This window comes from Asaia sp. Ae19-3, from assembly GCF_059801175.1.
Genome location: NZ_JBCHWF010000001.1, coordinates 2,107,047 through 2,124,967 on the forward strand (window position 1 = coordinate 2,107,047; position 17,921 = coordinate 2,124,967).

Below are 17,921 nucleotides of genomic sequence, written 5' to 3' on the forward strand. Positions count from 1 at the left end.
TCTTGGTGTCATTCAGGCCGCTCAGACCCTGCGCGCCTCACCGGCCAGCTCGCGCCTCGTGCGATCCAGTGCCTCAGCGTAACGACGCAGCACGTATTTCTCGCTCAGGAGCCCCACGATCCGACACGTGGAGTCATTTTCAACCACAACGAGAGCGTCGGCTTCAGCACGCTCGAAGAAATGCACGGCCTCCTCACATGCCATACCGGGGAGAAGCATGATCTCCCGATGCAGGGCCAGCGCTTCCAGCAGCCGTTCCGGCGGATGATCCGGGGAATGGATCTCGGACACCAACACGATCCCGCGATAGCGCCGCACCCCGTCTGTCAGAACCACAAGAGGCCCCATGCCGAGCGGGCAGCACTGCCGTGCCTCACCCACAGTCATGTCAGCCGGCCTGCATGGGAATTCACGCTGCATCAGGCGTCCGACCGTGAGCGCCCTGAGCCAGCTCACATCGATGGCTGAACGAATCGATTCGCCACGCTGATGAAAACGCCAGGTGGCGAAGGAATAGCCAAACAGCCGACGCACGGTGAGCATCGACAGCACGCTTGCCAGCAGCACGCCGCTGGCAAGCGACAGATCGGCTGTCATCTCGAGAATGAGACAGGTCATGGTCATCGGCACGCCGATGATCGCAACCGCCGTGGCACTCATGCCCAGAACGGCACAGCTCGCAACGGACAAACCACCAACACCCAGAGCCGCAATGCCGAAGCCATAAAGCGACCCTGCCAGCACACCAAGATAAAGCGAGGCAAAGAACAGCCCGCCACGAAACCCACTGCCGATCGAGATGGAAGAGGCTGTCACTTTCAGAACCAGCAGCAGCAACAGAGGAAGTGGCTGCAACCCTTCTTCCAGCACCTTGATGACTGCCGAGTGACCCGCCGACAGGATGGACGGCGAATAAAGCGCCAGCACCCCCACCACGACGCCACCCAGCGCAGGGCGCAGCCAGACCGGCAGCGGAACCAGTCGGAACAGGGTTTCCGCCAGGGTCACGCCACGCATCGTCGCGATGCCCACCAGTCCGCAGAACACCCCAAGCACTAGCACAGGCATTGTTTCATGCAGGGTAAGCGGCGCATGAGGCAGAAGCGTCAGCGTGGTACTGACACCCCCCAGGAAATGGGCCGTACCGACAGCAGCAATGGTCGCAACGGCGACGGGCGCGAGATTGACGAGCGAATAGGTGCCGATCACCAGCTCGAAAGCATAGAAGGCCCCGGCGATAGGCGCGTTGAAGGCCGCGCCGATCGCGCCACCCGCACCACAGCCGACGAGAATGCGCAGATCCGCCCGACGCACCCGGAAGAGACGCCCGCATCGGCTTCCCAGCGCTGCGGCAATCTGGGTAAATCCGGCCTCCAGCCCAAGAGACGCGCCACTTCCGTTCGAAAGAAAGGTCTGGAAGGCGACGATAGCGCTGTCTCGCACCGACATGCGTCCGCCACGCAGGGCATTGGCCTCGATCGGGTCAACCGGGCGGTGGCTGAATCGACGGGCGAGCATCACCCCGAAAACCCCAAGCACGAGCCCGCCAAGACTGGGCATGAGCACGGTGCGCCACGGGCTCAGGCTGGTCAGCCCGGAAAGACGCCCGTCATTATGAAGGGCGTAGAGCACGCGATGGGCATAAAGCGTGCTGCGTGTCATGACCCAGACGCTCAGCCCGGCCAGGATACCAACGCCCGCGGCAAGGACGGTCAACCAGATTTCATTGGATCGAACGAGCGCACGCACATAGTACGGCACGTGCATCACATGCTGAAACCAGTCGACAATTCTGCGAAACCCTGAGGCCAAGAAAGATCCTCACACGGCTTTGAAGACAAGCGGAGAGCGATGCCCTTATTGTCGCCCGGACTTGCCGCAGGCAACAGAAAACCCCAGACTTCGCTCATTCTGCCTCCCCGAAAGGAGCCTCTACTGTGCTGCTGAACGTCATCGAACGCCTCCCGGCCCAACCGGGGGGACACCCGCCAGTCGTTTTTCTGCACGGCCTGTTCGGACGAGCGCGCAATATGGGCTTTCTCCAGCGTCAGGTGTCGCGCACACATCGCACCCTGGCGCTCGACCTTCGCAACCATGGCGAAAGCCCGCACGGCCCCATGGATTTTCCCGCCATGGTCGACGATGTGGTCGAGACCCTTCGAGCCCATGAGGCGCTCCCCGCCATTCTGGTCGGGCACTCGATGGGCGGCAAGGTCGCCATGATCATGGCACTGCAATATCCCGAACTCGTTGCCGGCATCCTGATAGGCGACATGGCCCCTGCCCGCACCGGCTTCGGTCAGGCAGCCCTGGCAGAAGCCATGCTGCATATCCATTTTCCCGATCAGCTCGACCGGCAGCAGGCAGACCAGCTTCTGGCGAAGGACATCCCCAATCGCAGCGTCCGCGATCTGATGCTGCAGAATGTCAGGCTCGGCACCGAACCGGGCTGGCAGATCGGCCTGCAGGACATCACCAATTCGATGACCAATATCGAAAACTGGCCCTATGTTCCCGAAGGGTACGTCTATGAAGGGCCGACACTCTTTCTGAGAGGGGAGCACTCTCCCTATATCGGCAAGGATCACGAACCGGTCATGCGCAGGCTTTTCCCCAATTACCGGCTTGAGACCATTCCCGATGCGGGCCATTGGCTCCATGCTGACAACCCAAAGCTCTTTTCTGAAAAGATGCTTGGGTTCATCGAGACCATCTGATCGGTAAGCCCTCTCTTCAAGGTATCGCCTCATGCTCAAACGCGCCGCGCTGTTACTGCTGCTTTCCATCGGTTCCGCGCAGGCCGACCCGCTTCCCGCCCTGACGCGGGACGGGCTTCAGGCGCTTACCCTGGCCAAGGATTCCATTGCCCTTCATTCGGTCGCCGGGGCGGATAACCAGACCATCAATGTGGCGGAACTCTATCGCAAGACACTGGTCGATGGCGGCTTTCCCGCTGATGCCATCACCATCACCAGACTGAACGACACGGCCTATATGGTGCTGCGCTGGGCCGGGCAGGACAGCGCGCTCAAGCCTCTGGTCATTTCCGGCCATATGGATGTGGTGGCCGCTCGTGCTTCCGACTGGGCACGCGACCCTTTCACCCCTGTCGTGGAAAATGGCTATCTCTACGGTCGTGGCGCCTCTGACATGAAAATGAGCAACGCTCTGGCTATCACAGCGCTGCTTCATCTGTATCACCAGGGCTACAAGCCAAAGCGTGACATCATTCTCGCGCTTTCGGGCGATGAAGAAACCACGATGAAGACGGGCCAGATCCTGGCCAGCCAGCTTTCCAACGCGCAGGAAGTTCTCAATCTCGATGTCGGTGGTGGCACCCTTGATGAAGAAAGCGGCCAACCGCTTTTCTACAGCTGGTCAGGGGCTGAAAAGACCTATGCCGATATCGCACTGACCGTCACCGATCCGGGTGGCCACTCCTCTGAGCCACGAGCACATAATGCCATAACGACCCTGGCTCAGGCGCTCGTGAAAATCCAAGCCCATCCATTCCGGCCCGAGCTGAATGCGCTGACGCGCAGCTATTTCCTCAACGCCGCGCGTTTCACCACCCCCCATCTGGCCTCGGCCATGCGCGTCTTTGCCGCCAGCCCGGATAATGCACAGGCCGTGGCAACGCTGCGTGCCGAACCCTCCCTCGTGGGCGCCATCGGAACGACCTGCGTGCCGACCAGAATTGAAGGTGGCCACGCCCTCAATGCGCTGCCACAGCGCGCGGAAGCCAATATCAATTGCCGCATTTTCCCCGGCCACTCCCGTATGGACATCATCCACGAGCTGGCTGCCATCATCGATAACCCGGCGGTGCGTATCGAAGATCGAAGTGAAGGCTCCGTGGAAACCCAGCCTTCGCCCATGAACGGCCCGCTTCCCACCGCTGTCGTCACCGCAGCCCAGCAGGCTTTTCCCGATGTCCCGGTCTTTGCCAGCATGAGCTCAGGCGCAAGCGACAGCATGTGGTTCAGGGAGAAAGGGGTGCCCGCCTACGGGGCGAGCCCGATCTTCATGAAATCCTCTGATAATTTCAGCCATGGGCTGAATGAGCGCGTGCCGCTCTCTGCCATCACGCCCGGCATGCATTTCCTGCTTTCCATCATCCCGGCCCTTTCGCAGAACTGATCAGGGTCTGTGGGCGATGAGGGACTCCCTCAATCGCCCGTCAGCGGGTTCTTGATCGTCTTGCCCTCTTCCGAGGCGCGCCAGAGATACCATGCCAGCGCCGAGCGATGAGGGCTGAAACGCTCCCCCTCCCGGCGCAGGGCCGCAGGTTTGGGCGGCTCTGCGAGTCCATGGAGCTTCTGCCAGCCCGCACGCACGCCAAAATCATCTACTGGCAGCACATCACGCCGATTTAATGTAAAGATGAGCAACATCTCCACCGTCCAGCGCCCGATGCCACGCAGGGTGATGAGACGCGCAATCAATGCCTCATCGCTCAGCGAGGCGGCTTCTTCGAGCCCGGGCACCACGCCTGTCAGCCTGGCTTCGGCCAGACCACGCAGCGCAAGCAGTTTCGAGGCAGACAGGCCGCAGGCTCTCAAGACCTCATCATTTTGCGCCAGAAGGGCTTCCGGCTCGGGCATGACGCCATCTGTCAGCGCGCAGACGCGCCCCAGAATCGCTTCCGCCGCCCTGCCATGCAGTTGCTGACCGATAATGGCGCGAAACAACGCCTGATAGGGTGTCTTGCCGTCAGATCCCCTGAGGCGACAGGGCCCGATACGATCGATCGCCGCCGCAAGGGCTGGGTCCTGCCCAAGACAGGTATAGAGGTCCGGGTCTTCGGGCATATGATTCTCTTCTTCCATTACAGCGCGACCTTCTCGCCCGCTTGGCAAGAGCAGGGGTCCAATGTCATGATAGAGGCAAGTGCCAGATCGTGTCGTCATGCAGAGTTCGTCACCTGCCCGATCACGTGGTGGCGTGTGTTCTGATTCTCTACAGGTGTTCTTCTGACACGCACACAGCCCGTTGATCCGGCTCCGCCCTCGTCAGGTGTGGCCTCTGCCTCGCGTCCTGGCAAGAAACGGACACGAAACGAGCCGTTGCTTTTTGCACCGGCGGCACTGAAGACGCGCGCCCTGCCCCCCATGGCCGGCACGAGGGCAAGGCTCAGCCATTACGAACCAAGAACAGCCTCGGAACCGCCGGTCAAGCCAGCCGGCGCCTCGCTGATCCGCCCGCAGGTGCTCGAGGATTCGGGCGTCACGACCGTGTTGATCGCCTCGGCAATCGCCCATGCGCTGCTGATCGGACTGCTGATCTACGAGAGCGCACGCCATGCTCATGGCGAGCCCAACGGCATGGAACAGCCGCAGGTCGAAATGATGTTCGCGCCGCCCACCAAAAGCGGCATGGCAGGCCCTCATGAAGACAAGCCGGGCGGCGAGGAGAAACCCTCCACGAGTCATGATGCCCCTTCGGCAAGCAGCAAGGACACGCAGCAGGAGCAGCAGCCTGACGAACAGGAATCGACACCGACCCCGGCTGTGCCTACACCGACCGCGCCTTCAGCGCCCCCCGTACCTGACGGCCCCTCGACCGAGCTGACGAAAACGCAGACCGAACGCCCAGTCAGCCCCGGCATTCCGAAATCCGGCAAGCAGAGCCAGACGCACGCCCATAGTCACCGGTCGAGCCGTCGCCCCACGCCGAAGCAGTCGGATAATCCTTTCGCGAACATGACGACGCTTGATTTCGGTGAGGCGCCCTCTGCCCCACGTCGTCAACGCGGCCGCCGCGGCGGGTCGGGCGCCCCCATCGACATGTCACTCGGGCCACTTTCGACCAATGGTCAGATCAACGCGCCTTTCATGACGCGCAATACGATCAAGGGTGTCAGTGACGATTACGGCAGCGAGATTGACCGCTGGATTCGTGCCCATCTCTATTATCCGGAAGATGCCATCAAGAACGGCGAAGACGGACCCTCTTCCGTGCATGTCGTTCTGGACCGCACGGGCCGCGTCAAATCGGTGCGCCTGACAGGCCAGTCGGGATCGTATTCACTCGATGCGGCGACGACCGGCATGTTCCAGGGCGCGCGCCTGCCGCCTGTGCCGCCTGACATGAAGGGCGACCATTTCGATATTGATCTGACGATCAATTACATTCTGATCAGACGCTGAGCCTGCCATGAGCCTTGACTCCGTTCGCGACGAACTCGCCCGCCTCGCCCCTGAACTCGCGATAATCGATGACGGGTTGAGCACGGCGACGGTTCTTGAGGCAGCCGAGGTGCACAAGGTCGCCCCAGACCAAATCGCCAAGACGCTCTGCGTCGATGCAGGGGGCAGGATCGTCCTAGTCGTGATGGCAGGGACGGCACGGCTCGACAATCGGCGCGCCCGCGAGGCATTGGGGGGCAAGCCCCGCTTTCTGGGGCCTGAAGCCGTGCTGGAAGTCACAAGCCACCCCGTTGGCGGCGTATGCCCTTTCGGTCTACCCGCACCACTTCCTGTCTATTGCGATGAATCGCTGCTGCAGTTCGAGGAAATCATCCCGGCTGCCGGATCAATCACGGCCTCGGTCCGCATGACGCCTCAGAAACTGGTCGAATTGACCAACGGCGTCTGGGTGCATGTACGTCAGGATGAAAAATAAGGGCTCTTTTTAAAAAAGAGCCAGAAAACCTTCGCCTGTCGGTCACTGACCAAACAAGCAGCACGCCAGTTTTCTTGAGATAAAAGTCTTTTTGCTTTTTTTCTTCAGAAAAAGAAGTTCCCCACCTCACCAGGAGGCGGGGAACAGACCCTCTTACTCCGCCGCTTCAGCGTAGGTGGAGATATCAGGGCAGGAGCAGACCAGATTACGATCACCCCAGGCGTTATCGATGCGATTAACCGGCGCGAAATATTTCACGCGATCGAGGCCGTTCGGGAAACAACCCTGCATGCGGTCATAGGCGCGGTCCCACTCGCCAACGAGATCGGCGGTGCTATGCGGTGCATGACGCAGCGGGCTGGCTTCCATGGCAATATTGCCAGCTTCGATGGCCGCAATTTCCTGACGGATGGCGATCATCGCATCGCAGAAGCGATCCAGTTCAGCCTTGCCTTCGGATTCCGTCGGCTCGATCATGAACGTGCCAGCAACCGGGAAGCTGACCGTCGGAGCATGGAAGCCATGATCGATCAGGCGCTTGGCGATATCATCAACGGTCACGCCGACAGCATCCTTGAGCGGGCGCAGGTCGATGATGCATTCATGCGCCGTGCGACCGTTGCTGCCACGATAGAGCACGGGATAATGCCCCTCGAGACGGGCCGCGATGTAATTGGCGTTGAGAATGGCCATTTCGGTGGCTTCACGCAGCCCGTCATCGCCCATCATCAGCACATAAGCGACCGAGATCGGCAGGATCGACGCCGAGCCGAAAGGCGCGGCTGACACGGCACGCGCGTCGCCCATTTCGGGACGACCCGGCAGATGCGGCGCGAGATGCGCCTTGACGCCGATCGGTCCCATGCCGGGGCCACCGCCACCATGCGGAATGCAGAAGGTCTTATGCAGGTTGAAATGCGAGACATCCGCGCCATAGAGACCCGGACGGGCAAGCCCGACCTGCGCATTCATGTTCGCCCCGTCGAGATAGACCTGACCGCCCGCTTCGTGAACGAGATCACAGATCTCCATAACGGCTTCCTCGAACACACCATGCGTCGAAGGATAGGTCAGCATCAGCGCGGCGATGCGCCCCTCATGCAGGGCGATCTTCTTTCGCAGATCCTCCAGATCGACATTGCCTGCCGCATCGCAGGCCGTCACCACCACACGCATACCGACCATCTGGGCCGAAGCCGGGTTGGTGCCATGGGCCGAAGCCGGGATCAGGCAGACATCGCGCTCGCTCTGGCCATTGGCCTGATGATAGGCGCGAATGGCCAGAAGCCCTGCATATTCGCCCTGCGCGCCCGAGTTGGGCTGAAGCGAAATGGCGTCATAACCGCTGACAGCACAGAGCGCGTGTTCGAGAATACCGAACAGCTCATGATAGCCTTCCGTCTGGTCGGCGGGGGCGAAAGGATGCAGCGCCCCGAATTCCGGCCAGGTGATGGGGATCATCTCGGCGGTCGCGTTCAGCTTCATGGTGCAGGAGCCGAGCGGAATCATGGTGCGATCCAGCGCCAGATCCATATCCGACAGACGGCGCATGTAACGCAGCAGGTCGGTTTCAGAGCGATGGGCATGGAACACGGAAGCTGTCAGGAAAGCCCCGCTGCGCTGCAGGGATGCCGGGAGTGTCGTTGCGCCGTCGAGCTTCGCTTCGAGCGCAGCAAGACGGGCATCATCCGGGCAGAAGCAACGCCAGAGCGCCTTGATGTGATCGGGCTGGGTGGTCTCGTCGCAGGCGATGCCCAGACGGCCATTGCCCGCGTCGCGCAGGTTGATCCCGGCCTTGCGGGCGCGCTCAAGCACCAGTGCGGCAGAATCACCCGCTTCGATCGTGATCGTATCGAAAAAGACGCTTGTTTCGACCCTGACCGCCAGTTCGCGCAGACCTTCGGCCAGGATCGAGGCCAGACGGTTCACACGATGCGCAATGGCACGCAGCCCCTCGGGGCCGTGATAGACGGCATACATCGAGGCGATGACAGCCAGCAGAACCTGCGCCGTGCAGATGTTCGACGTCGCCTTTTCGCGACGGATATGCTGCTCGCGCGTCTGAAGCGCCAGACGATAGGCCGGAGCGCCACGGCTGTCACGCGACACGCCTACAAGGCGGCCCGGCATGGTGCGCTTGTAGGCATCACGAACAGCCATGAACCCGGCATGAGGGCCACCAAAGCCCATCGGCACACCGAAACGCTGCATCGACCCGATGGCAATATCGGCACCCAGCTTGCCGGGCGCTTCGAGCATGACGAGCGCCAGCGGATCACAGGTCAGGGCTGCGACCGCGCCCTTCTCGTGAAGGGCCCCAATCACATTGCGGAAATCGCGCACGGCGCCTGAGCTGCCGGGATAGGAGAGCAGCGCGCCGAACACGGCGGATGCATCGAGATCGGTCTCGGGATTGCCGACAACGATGGTCCAGCCAAGGGGCTCGGCGCGGGTGCGCAGCACCGCAAGCGTCTGCGGATGGGTGTCGGCATCGACAAAGAACACGGTGCTCTTGGTCTTAGCGTTGCGCTGGGCAAGCGCCATCGCCTCGGCGCAGGCCGTGGCTTCGTCGAGCAGCGACGCATTGGCGATATCGAGGCCGGTCAGATCGCAGACCAGCGTCTGGAAGTTCAGCAGCGCCTCAAGACGACCCTGGCTGATTTCGGGCTGATAGGGCGTATAGGCCGTGTACCATGCCGGATTTTCGAGGATATTGCGCTGGATTACCGGCGGCAGAACCGTGCCGTAATAGCCCTGCCCGATCATGGACTGCATGACGACGTTGCGGCTGGCGATCTGCTGCAGGCGCGCCAGGGCTTCGCTCTCCGTCAGGGCCGGACCGATGCCTGAGGCCTTGCGGTCGAGAATGGCGGCAGGAACCGTCTGCTCGATCAGCGCATCAATGCAGGAAACGCCAAGCGTCTCAAGCATGGCGACAACCTCGCCGGGGCGTGGCCCGTTATGGCGGGAAACAAATTGATCGGCAGCCTGGTTTGGCCAGAGGGGGGCGTTACGGGTCACGTCTCGGCAAATCCTCGTCGGGAACGGGGTCAGTCACAGGTCAAAAAAGCAAAGGCGGCACAATGCGCCGCCTTTACCGGTCAGATCAGAGAGAGGCCTTGTAGGCATCGGCATCGAGCAGAGCCTCAAGCTGGGCGGAATCGGTCACGCGCAGCTTGAAGATCCAGCCTTCACCTTCCGGATCGGCACCGACCAGCGTCGGTTCGTCGCTCAGGCGGGCATTGAACCCGGCCAGAACGCCGCTTACCGGCGCATAGATGTCAGAAGCCGCCTTCACGGATTCGACCACGGCAGCAGCGTCGCCCTGAGCGACTTCGGTGCCTTCGTCCTTGGCTTCGACAAAAACCAGTTCACCCAGCTCTTCAGCCGCATGGCCGGTAATGCCGACGGTCGCGATCTCGCCTTCGAGACGAATCCATTCATGGGACGGGGTGTAATAGGTGGAGCTCATGATGACATCTTTCTCTGTGAGACGGTTTTCAGCGTTTGAAACCGGGGGGAACGAAAGGCAGGGCGCGGACCTGCACCGGCACAAACTTGCCGCGCAGCGCACCGTAAAGAACCGTGCCGATCGCAGAATGGCCGGTGGCGACATAGCCCATGGCCACGGGAGCGCTCACGCTTGGACCAAAAGCGCCCGATGTGACCACGCCAACCTTCTGCGTGCCTTCGGCATCGGCAAAAAGCTCGGTACCGCCGCGAACCGGCGCACGGCCTTCAGCCGCCAGACCGACGCGCAGACGCGAGACGCCATCGCGGGCCTGCGCCATGATGATTTCGGCACCCGGATAGCCACCGGCACGGGCGCCGCCCTCACGGCGGCTCTTCTGCATGGCCCAGGTCAGCGCGGCCTCAACCGGGGTCGTGGTCTCGTCAAGGTCATTGCCATAAAGGCACAGACCCGCTTCGAGACGCAGGCTGTCACGGGCACCCAACCCGATCGGCAACACGCGCTCATCAGCCAGAAGCGCGCGGGCGATCTGCTCGGCATGCTCGGCGGGAATGCCGATCTCGAAACCGTCTTCGCCCGTATAGCCCGAGCGCGTGACCGTGCAGCGCACGCCATCCACATCCGCCTCGATCGCATCCATGAAGCGCATCGCTTCGGCCTGCGGGCAGAGATCGGCCAGAACATGCACGGCTTCTGGCCCCTGCAGGGCAAGAAGCGCGCGATCGGCCTGAGGCTCGATCACGATACGGTCACCAAGGGCTGCCTGCATCAGCGCGGTGTCGGCTTCCTTGCAGGAGGCATTGACGACCACGAACAGCCAGTCGCCCATATTGGCGACCATCAGATCATCGCGAATGCCGCCCTTTTCATTGGTCAGAAACCCGTAACGCTGACGGTTGGCACCGAGCCCGGCCAGATCGACAGGAATGAGGGATTCAAGCGCCAGAGCGGCGTCTTCAAGCGTGCCTGTACGGGGCGTAACGCGAAGCTGGCCCATATGGGACACATCGAAAAGACCGGCCTTGCCTCGCGTGTGCAGATGCTCGGCCATCAATCCGGCCGGATATTGCAGGGGCATGGAATAGCCCGCGAACGGCACCATACGGGCGCCCAGTTCAAAATGGAGGGCATTCAGCGGCGTGAGAAGAAGCGCGTCGGACATAGGGCAGAATCCCCCGGAGGCAGGAAACGAGAAAAATCGTCGCCCCTTCTGTCGCCTTTGCCTGAGATCGCTATCCCGTCGGCGGACACCTCATCAAGGTGCCTCTCTCCAGAAGTTCCAGCCGATCGCGGTCCTTTTGCCTGAGAGTTTCCGGGGCGGTTGCTCCTTCGGCGCCGGAAAAAGTGTCCGGTCTCTCCCGTGAATCGGTGTTTACTCTTCGCAGAATTAGGGCTGAAAAGTCAATTCTGTAAACGAAAGGGATTTCAAGTCATGTCACAGCATTTCACGGTCATCGCAGAGTTTGCTGCCCCCGCCGAGAGCTTCGACGCCTTCCTGGAAATCTGCCGTTATGACAGCGACCGCTCGCTGGCCGACGAAGAAGGATGCCTGACCTTCGATGTACTGACCCAGCAGGATGCTTCGGACATCATTGTCCTACATGAAGTCTATACGGGGCGCCCGGCTTTCGACGCCCATCTCAAGACACCCCATTTCGAGAAATTCGCGGCAGCCCTGCGCGATCTCAGGATCGAGGAACGCAATGTGCGCTTCTTCACGCGCCAGCATCCCTGAGTGCTCCGCTCCGGCGCTTCGGAACAGAAGAAGGGGCTGGAAGGCCCCTTTTTTACACCTGCATCACCCTTCATTGCCCGTCGCGCCATGCAGCATGACTCATACGTAACGACCCGAACCCCGTCCGGAGGGTTTTCGTGACACGGGGCCTCGCCTAGTCTGTCTTTTTGGGTTTCCTGCGTGACTGAGACAGCATGACACCGTTTTCCAGTTTCCTGCCGTCTGTGGCGCCGCCATCCCCTTCGCGCGAGGCCATTCTGCGAGCCTCACGCCTGCCAGAGGCCGAGGCCCTCGCGGCCCTTCTGGTCTCTGCGACACTGGGCGAACCCTATCTGGAGCAGATCGACCAGCAGGCGCGCTTTCTGGCCACTCGGCTGCGCGAGAGAGCCGGCACCAAAGGTGTCGAGACCATGGTGCAGGCATTTCCCCTTACCTCCCCCGAAGGCACGGCCCTGCTGACACTCGCCGGCAGCCTTCTTCGCATTCCCGATGCGGCCACGCGTGATGCGCTGATACGGGACCAGATCGGACAGGGCGTCTGGCTGCAGCAGGGCGGACAGAACCATCCTTTTTTCCTCAGTGCCGCGAGCTGGGCGATGTCCACTTCGTCGCGCCTTCACGCGCTGACGGGCGGCTTGCGCAGCCTCGCCCTGAAAAGCGGCGCGCCTTTCATCCGGCACGGGGTCGAGCGTGCCATCACGATGATGGGCACCCAGTTCGTACTGGCAGACACGCTGGCCCAGGGACTCAGGCGCAGCCGCAAGGCCGAGCAGGAAGGCTTTTCTCACGCCTATGCGCCCTTGCGTGAAACAGCGCGGGCGCCAGAAGACGCCGACCAGGCGCGCCAGGAAGCGCTGTCCATTGTCGAGACGCTGGGGCGCCATGGACGCGGGCAAACCATATACGAACGCCCGTCCCTTTCTTTCAGACTTTCCTCGCTGCATCCGCGTTTCGAGCGGTCCCAGACCGCGCAGGTCATGGAGGAATTGCTGCCTTTTCTGACCCTCCTCGCGTCGCGGGCCAAGGCCGCCAATATGTTCCTGATTGTCGATGCCGAAACCAGCGAGACGCTCGATCTCAGTCTCGACCTGTTCGACCGGCTCTGCCGCCTGCCCGATCTGGCGGGGTGGGACGGTCTGTCTTTTACCGTGCAGGCCTATGACAAGCGGGCACTGCCACTCATCGAGCATCTCATCACATCAGGCACCGAAACCGGTCGACGCGTGGGGCTGAGACTGGTGAAGGGCGCCTATTGGGACCATGAGATCCGGCAGAATCAGGCGCAGGTGACGCGTGACTATCCGGTCTTCACCCGCAAATGTCATAGCGACATCAGCTATATTGCCTGCGCGAAACGAGCGCTTGAGGCGCCTGAAGCGCTTTATCCGCAATTCGCCACCCATAACGCGCGCAGCATCGCGACCATTCAGGCAATCGCCGGGCCATGGACGCCGGGTCTCTACGAATTCGGCTGCCGACACGGCATGGGCGAAACGCTTCTGGCGCCGCTGGTGCACCCCCGTCAGGCCGGTATTGCCTGTCGGATCCTCACCCCCATCGGCCCGGACAGCCGCCTTGCCTCGTTTCTTGTGCGTCGCTTGATCGAGGCAGGCTCTGCCTCCTCGTTTCTCAATCAGGCCTATGACAGGCTCGTCACGCTCGATGCCCTGATTGCAGACCCCGTCGCTCAGGCACGTATCATTGTGCCGCGCGGCATGCCGAACGCGGATATTCCCCTGCCCTGCGACCTGACCATGCCCGAACGGCAGAGTGCCACCGCTCCCGATCTCGCGAATGATGCCACCCTTGCCCAGCTTGCAGAGTGTCTACCCGGGACGACATACCCTCGTCAGGCCGTGCCCATGGGACCGACCATGCCGCGGGCCGAGGGGCGGCCCCATGCGATCATCAACCCGGCAGCTCACGCCGATCGCGTCGGTATCGCGCTTTACGCCAGACCACGCGATATCGATGCGGCGCTCAACGCTGCCGAGACCGATCAGATCTGGCGCCGCACCGAACCCGAAGATCGCGCTGCCCATCTCGACCGGATGGCCGACGCGCTTGAGCAGGACCAGACGGCTCTTCTGAACCTGCTCGTTCGCGAAGCAGGCAAGACCATTACCAATGCCTCTGACGAATTGCGCGAGGCGGTGGACTATCTGCGCTACTACGGCGCCCAGCTTCGCAGCCTTTCCGAAAGAGGCCTGGTCGGCGCCCCGCTCGGCACGATCCTGTGCATCAGCCCCTGGAACTTCCCACTTGCGAGCTTCACCGGGCAGATTGCCGCCGCCCTTGCCGCGGGCAATGTGGTGATTGCCAAACCGGCGGAAGAAACACCGCTGATCGCCGCGCATGTCGTGTCCCTGTTTCTGCAGACGGGCCTGCCCCCTCGCGCGCTCCAGCTTCTGCCGGGCGAAGGGAATGTGGGCGCCTCTCTCGTTGCGGATTCCCGCATAGACGGTGTGCTCTTTACCGGCTCGACTGCCGTGGCCAAGACGATAAGCCGGGAATTGCTTGGCCGCACCGGGCGCACGGGCCAGCCCGTGCCCCTTCTGGCCGATACGAGCGGACAGAATGCCATGCTGGTTGACAGCACGCTATCGCCCCAGCAGGTCATTCCCGATATTCTCGCGTCGGCTTTCGACAGCGCAGGCCAACGCAGCGCCTCGTTGCGTGTGCTTCTGGTGCAGGAAGAGGGCGCCGATGCGCTGATAGAGGCGCTCAAGGCAGCCATCAGCGCACGTCATGTCGGCGCGCCCGATCAGCTGCGCTGCGATATGGGGCCCGTTATCTCGGCGGGTGCCCGCATACGCATCGAAGCGCATATCGACCGCATGAGACGGGCAGGCTATCGCGTCTGGCAACCAGATCTGCAGGCCGAAACGCTGAACGGTCATTTCGTGGCGCCCACCCTGATCGAAATCGGACGCGTGGCCGATATCGGTCTCGAGGTGTTCGGCCCTGTTCTGCATATCAGACGCTATGCCCGTCATGAGCTCGACGGGGTGATCGATGCGCTGAACGCGACCGGCTATGCGATGACCTTCGGTGTGCAGAGCCGCCTGCATGAGACGCTCGAACGCGCCACTTCCCGCAGCCGTGCGGGGAATATCTACGTCAATCGCTCGATGATCGGGGCAAGCGTGGGAATGCAGCCCTTCGGAGGGCGTGGTCTTTCCGGCTCGGGGCCGAAGCTTGGCGGGCCGCTTTTCATGCCACGGCTGATGCATGGTGCGCCCTGCCCGCTTGCCCCCACCACAGAAACCCCCGTGCCTTCAGCAGCGCGGGCCTTTCTGGCCTTTCTCGAACCACGAGACCCGCCTTCGGCCCGCAAGGTGCGCGCCGTTATCGCCCACGGGCTTTGCGGCCTCAGCCTGGATCTGCCCGCCCCCACGGGTGAGACGAATCGCTACAGCCTGCGTCCTAAAGGCGTCGTGCTTTGTGCCTGTGAAAGCTGGCCTGCCTTGCTGCACGCGGTCGGCCTTGCCCTTGGCACGGGCAATACCGTGCTGGTTCTGGCGCCTGATCCAGCGGTGGAATGGCTGCGTCAGGTCTCACGTCAGCTCGCCAATCTGATCACCCGCGTCAATCCGGGCGCCTTGCCGGAATGCGATGTGATGCTGATCCAGCGCGGCGCGGAAAGTGCTGAACAGGCAGCGCTCACCATCACAGCGCGTGAAGGCATGGTGGTGCCGGTTTATGACCTCGACACTGTGCGACCCGAATGGCTGCTGAGTGAGACGGTGGTCACCACCAATCATGCCGCGATCGGCGCCGATCTTGCCCTTGTAACCCGGGTGTGACGCGCGCGCCGGTTGGGAAAGCGGGCAGGCAGTTGCGATAAAACCCTTAATATGGGTTGTCACAAGAGACAGTTTCCATTTTGGTAATGAACCGTTTCAGCTGCAGCCCTTTCCCGGAGTATCCCTGCTTGACCATCCGTCTTTTCCGCGCCGGTACGTTTCTGACCGTCCTGCTGCTTGGCACGCGCGTTCTGCCTGCACTGGCCGCCCAGCCCCAGCCCGAAGCCGCGCCCCTTCCCTCGCCGCTGCCTCAGGCCAAGGATGTCGCTTTTCCCGGCACGCTCAAGCTGAGCGTCGATGCGACCGATCTCGACCATCATGTCATGACCATGCATGAGACGCTGCCCGTGCCGCAATCGGCACGCGAAGCGGGTGAGCTGGTGCTGCTTTATCCGAAATGGATCCCGGGCGGTCACGCGCCTGAAGGCACGATCACCCAGCTTGGCGGGCTGACCATCAGCTCTGAGGGCAAGCCTCTCACCTGGCTGCGCGATCCGGTCGATGTGTTCGCCTTTCATGTGCCCGTCACCAAGGCGCAGACCCAGATCGATGTCGATTTCAAGCTGCTCTCGCCCGTGAGCGACAATGAGGGCCGTGTCGTCATGACGCCCCATATCGTGAACGTGCAGTGGAACGAGGTGTCGCTTTATCCGGCTGGCTATTACTCGCGCGACATTCCCGTTCAGGCCAGCGTGAAGCTGCCGCATGGCTGGCAGGCCGCCACCGCGCTCCGCCCCGTGGGCGCTGCCACGGGCGACACCCTGACCTTCGGCACCGTGCCCTTCAACACGCTGGTCGATTCCCCGATCTTCGCAGGCGCCTATTTCAAGAAGGTTACGCTGAATGCCCCGGGCGGCGTGCCGGTCACGCTTAACATGGTGGCCGACAAGCCGGGTGACCTGGCCTATGACGATGCCGAATTGCAGATTCACCGCAATCTGGTCACCCAGGCACTGCTGACCTTTGGCTCGCAGCATTACGCGCATTACGACTTCCTGATGGCGCTGACTGATGAGCTGGGTCGCATCGGCCTTGAGCATCACCAGTCGAGCGAAGACAGCGTGAGCGAAGACTATTTCACGGACTGGAAGCATTCCTTCCCGCAGCGCGATCTGCTGGCGCATGAATACACCCATTCCTGGAACGGCAAGTATCGCCGCCCGGCTGATCTGTATGGTGCCACCTTCAATGCCCCGCAGCGCGGCTCGCTGCTCTGGGTCTATGAGGGCCAGACCGAGTTCTGGGGCAATATTCTTGCCGCACGTTCGGGCCTCGTCAGCAAGGAACAGGGTTTCGACTCCCTCGCCCTCATGGCTGCCACCTATGACGCCCAGTCGGGCCGCACCTGGCGCCCGGTGGCCGACACGACCAATGATCCGATCATCGCGCAGCGTTCGCCACTCTCATGGCGCGATTTCCAGCGTTCGGAAGATTACTATGTCGAGGGTCAGCTGGTCTGGCTCGACGCCGACATGATGATCCGCAAGCTCTCGCATGACACGAAATCACTCGATGATTTCGCCAAGGCGTTTTTCGGCACCAATGATGGCAGCATCATTGTCAGCACCTATACGTTCGATGACGTGGTTCTAACCCTCAACAAGGTTGTGCCCTATGACTGGGCCAAGTTCCTGCATGAGCGCATCAGCACCGTACAGAAGCGCGCGCCCCTGAACGGCCTCGAAGCCTCTGGCTACAAGCTGGTCTATACCGACAAGGAAAACGATTTCGGCGAGCAAAGCGGCAAGAACTACCACCGCCTTGGCCTGCGCTTCTCACTGGGCCTGATGATCAACCCGAAGAACGGCGCTCTGGGCACGGTGGCCTGGGACAGCCCGGCCTACAAGGCTGGCCTTGCCATTCATGACGTGATCGTGGCCGTCAACGGTGACGCCTTTACGCCGGAAGGTCTGATCGACGCGGTGAAAACCGCCAAGACGGACAAGAAGCCCATCACGCTGCTGATCAAGACCGACACGCATTTCCGCACCGTCTCGATCCCTTACTATGACGGTCTGCGCTCGCCCCATCTCGAGCGCATCCCGAACACCCCGGATCGCCTGACAACGCTGTATTCAGCGCGTCACTGATCTTTTCCACCGAGAGGTTGCCCATCGAGGCAGCCTCTCGCAAAGCGGCTCAGAAAAAAGGCCCCAGAGAGTCATGCCGCGCTGGAAGAAAGATAAATGATCATGAGATCATTTATTTGAGACTAGAATTCTCGTCGGAATATATATCCACTATCTATTGATAAAAAATAGATAGATAGCGGATTATGCTTCCA

The 17,921-nt window shown here is 61.6% G+C and carries 12 protein-coding genes and 1 riboswitch; of the genes, 7 read left to right on the forward strand and 5 right to left on the reverse strand.

The genetic code is table 11. The annotated features are described in order from the left end of the window. Positions 1 to 21 precede the first annotated feature (21 nt). Complete coding sequence (locus AAID99_RS09170; RefSeq protein WP_188425871.1) at positions 22 to 1,767, reverse strand: chloride channel protein; 1,746 nt, start codon at positions 1,765 to 1,767, stop codon at positions 22 to 24. Positions 1,768 to 1,937: 170 nt separating this feature from the next. On the opposite strand from AAID99_RS09170, the gene AAID99_RS09175 reads away from it, so the two are divergent. Continuing rightward, positions 1,938 to 2,717, forward strand: a complete 780-nt coding sequence (locus AAID99_RS09175; protein WP_188425801.1) for an alpha/beta fold hydrolase — start codon at positions 1,938 to 1,940, stop codon at positions 2,715 to 2,717. A 31-nt stretch (positions 2,718 to 2,748) separates the two neighbouring features. After that, positions 2,749 to 4,140 (forward strand): M20/M25/M40 family metallo-hydrolase, encoded by a 1,392-nt coding sequence (locus AAID99_RS09180; protein ID WP_498493698.1) that lies wholly within the window; start codon positions 2,749 to 2,751, stop codon positions 4,138 to 4,140. A gap of 29 nt (positions 4,141 to 4,169) precedes the next feature. On the opposite strand, the gene AAID99_RS09185 is transcribed toward AAID99_RS09180, so the two are convergent. Continuing rightward, positions 4,170 to 4,811: a DNA-3-methyladenine glycosylase family protein gene (locus tag AAID99_RS09185; RefSeq protein ID WP_188425799.1), complete on the reverse strand. Its 642-nt coding sequence runs from the start codon at positions 4,809 to 4,811 to the stop codon at positions 4,170 to 4,172. A gap of 255 nt (positions 4,812 to 5,066) precedes the next feature. Here AAID99_RS09185 and AAID99_RS09190 point away from each other — a divergent pair, with 255 nt between their 5' ends. After that, positions 5,067 to 6,149 carry an energy transducer TonB gene (locus AAID99_RS09190; RefSeq protein WP_229719653.1) on the forward strand — a complete coding sequence of 361 codons (1,083 nt, stop codon included), beginning with the start codon at positions 5,067 to 5,069 and terminating at the stop codon, positions 6,147 to 6,149. 7 nt (positions 6,150 to 6,156) lie between these two features. Continuing rightward, the gene (locus AAID99_RS09195; protein ID WP_188425798.1) at positions 6,157 to 6,624 is read left to right on the forward strand and encodes a YbaK/EbsC family protein; all 468 of its coding nucleotides are present in this window, start codon (positions 6,157 to 6,159) and stop codon (positions 6,622 to 6,624) included. 153 nt (positions 6,625 to 6,777) lie between these two features. On the opposite strand, the gene gcvP is transcribed toward AAID99_RS09195, so the two are convergent. The 3 genes from gcvP to gcvT form a co-directional block, all read right to left on the reverse strand. Next, on the reverse strand, positions 6,778 to 9,645 hold the full coding sequence (gcvP, locus tag AAID99_RS09200; protein WP_498493700.1) for an aminomethyl-transferring glycine dehydrogenase: 2,868 nt from the start codon (positions 9,643 to 9,645) through the stop codon (positions 6,778 to 6,780). Between the two features lie 85 nt (positions 9,646 to 9,730). After that, positions 9,731 to 10,096: a glycine cleavage system protein GcvH gene (gene gcvH / locus AAID99_RS09205; protein ID WP_188425796.1), complete on the reverse strand. Its 366-nt coding sequence runs from the start codon at positions 10,094 to 10,096 to the stop codon at positions 9,731 to 9,733. A 28-nt stretch (positions 10,097 to 10,124) separates the two neighbouring features. Further along, the gene (gene gcvT / locus AAID99_RS09210) at positions 10,125 to 11,258 is read right to left on the reverse strand and encodes a glycine cleavage system aminomethyltransferase GcvT (protein ID WP_498493701.1); all 1,134 of its coding nucleotides are present in this window, start codon (positions 11,256 to 11,258) and stop codon (positions 10,125 to 10,127) included. Between the two features lie 118 nt (positions 11,259 to 11,376). Beyond that, positions 11,377 to 11,467: riboswitch (glycine riboswitch) on the reverse strand. A 61-nt stretch (positions 11,468 to 11,528) separates the two neighbouring features. Between gcvT and AAID99_RS09215 the strand changes: the two genes are divergently transcribed. From AAID99_RS09215 to AAID99_RS09225, 3 genes are all read left to right on the forward strand, one after another. After that, positions 11,529 to 11,831 carry a putative quinol monooxygenase gene (locus AAID99_RS09215; protein ID WP_188425794.1) on the forward strand — a complete coding sequence of 101 codons (303 nt, stop codon included), beginning with the start codon at positions 11,529 to 11,531 and terminating at the stop codon, positions 11,829 to 11,831. Positions 11,832 to 12,025: 194 nt separating this feature from the next. Further along, positions 12,026 to 15,637, forward strand: a complete 3,612-nt coding sequence (gene putA / locus AAID99_RS09220; RefSeq protein WP_498493703.1) for a bifunctional proline dehydrogenase/L-glutamate gamma-semialdehyde dehydrogenase PutA — start codon at positions 12,026 to 12,028, stop codon at positions 15,635 to 15,637. A 128-nt stretch (positions 15,638 to 15,765) separates the two neighbouring features. After that, entirely contained in the window at positions 15,766 to 17,727 is a 1,962-nt protein-coding gene (locus tag AAID99_RS09225) for a M61 family metallopeptidase (protein ID WP_229719652.1), read from the forward strand. Positions 17,728 to 17,921: the final 194 nt, after the last annotated feature.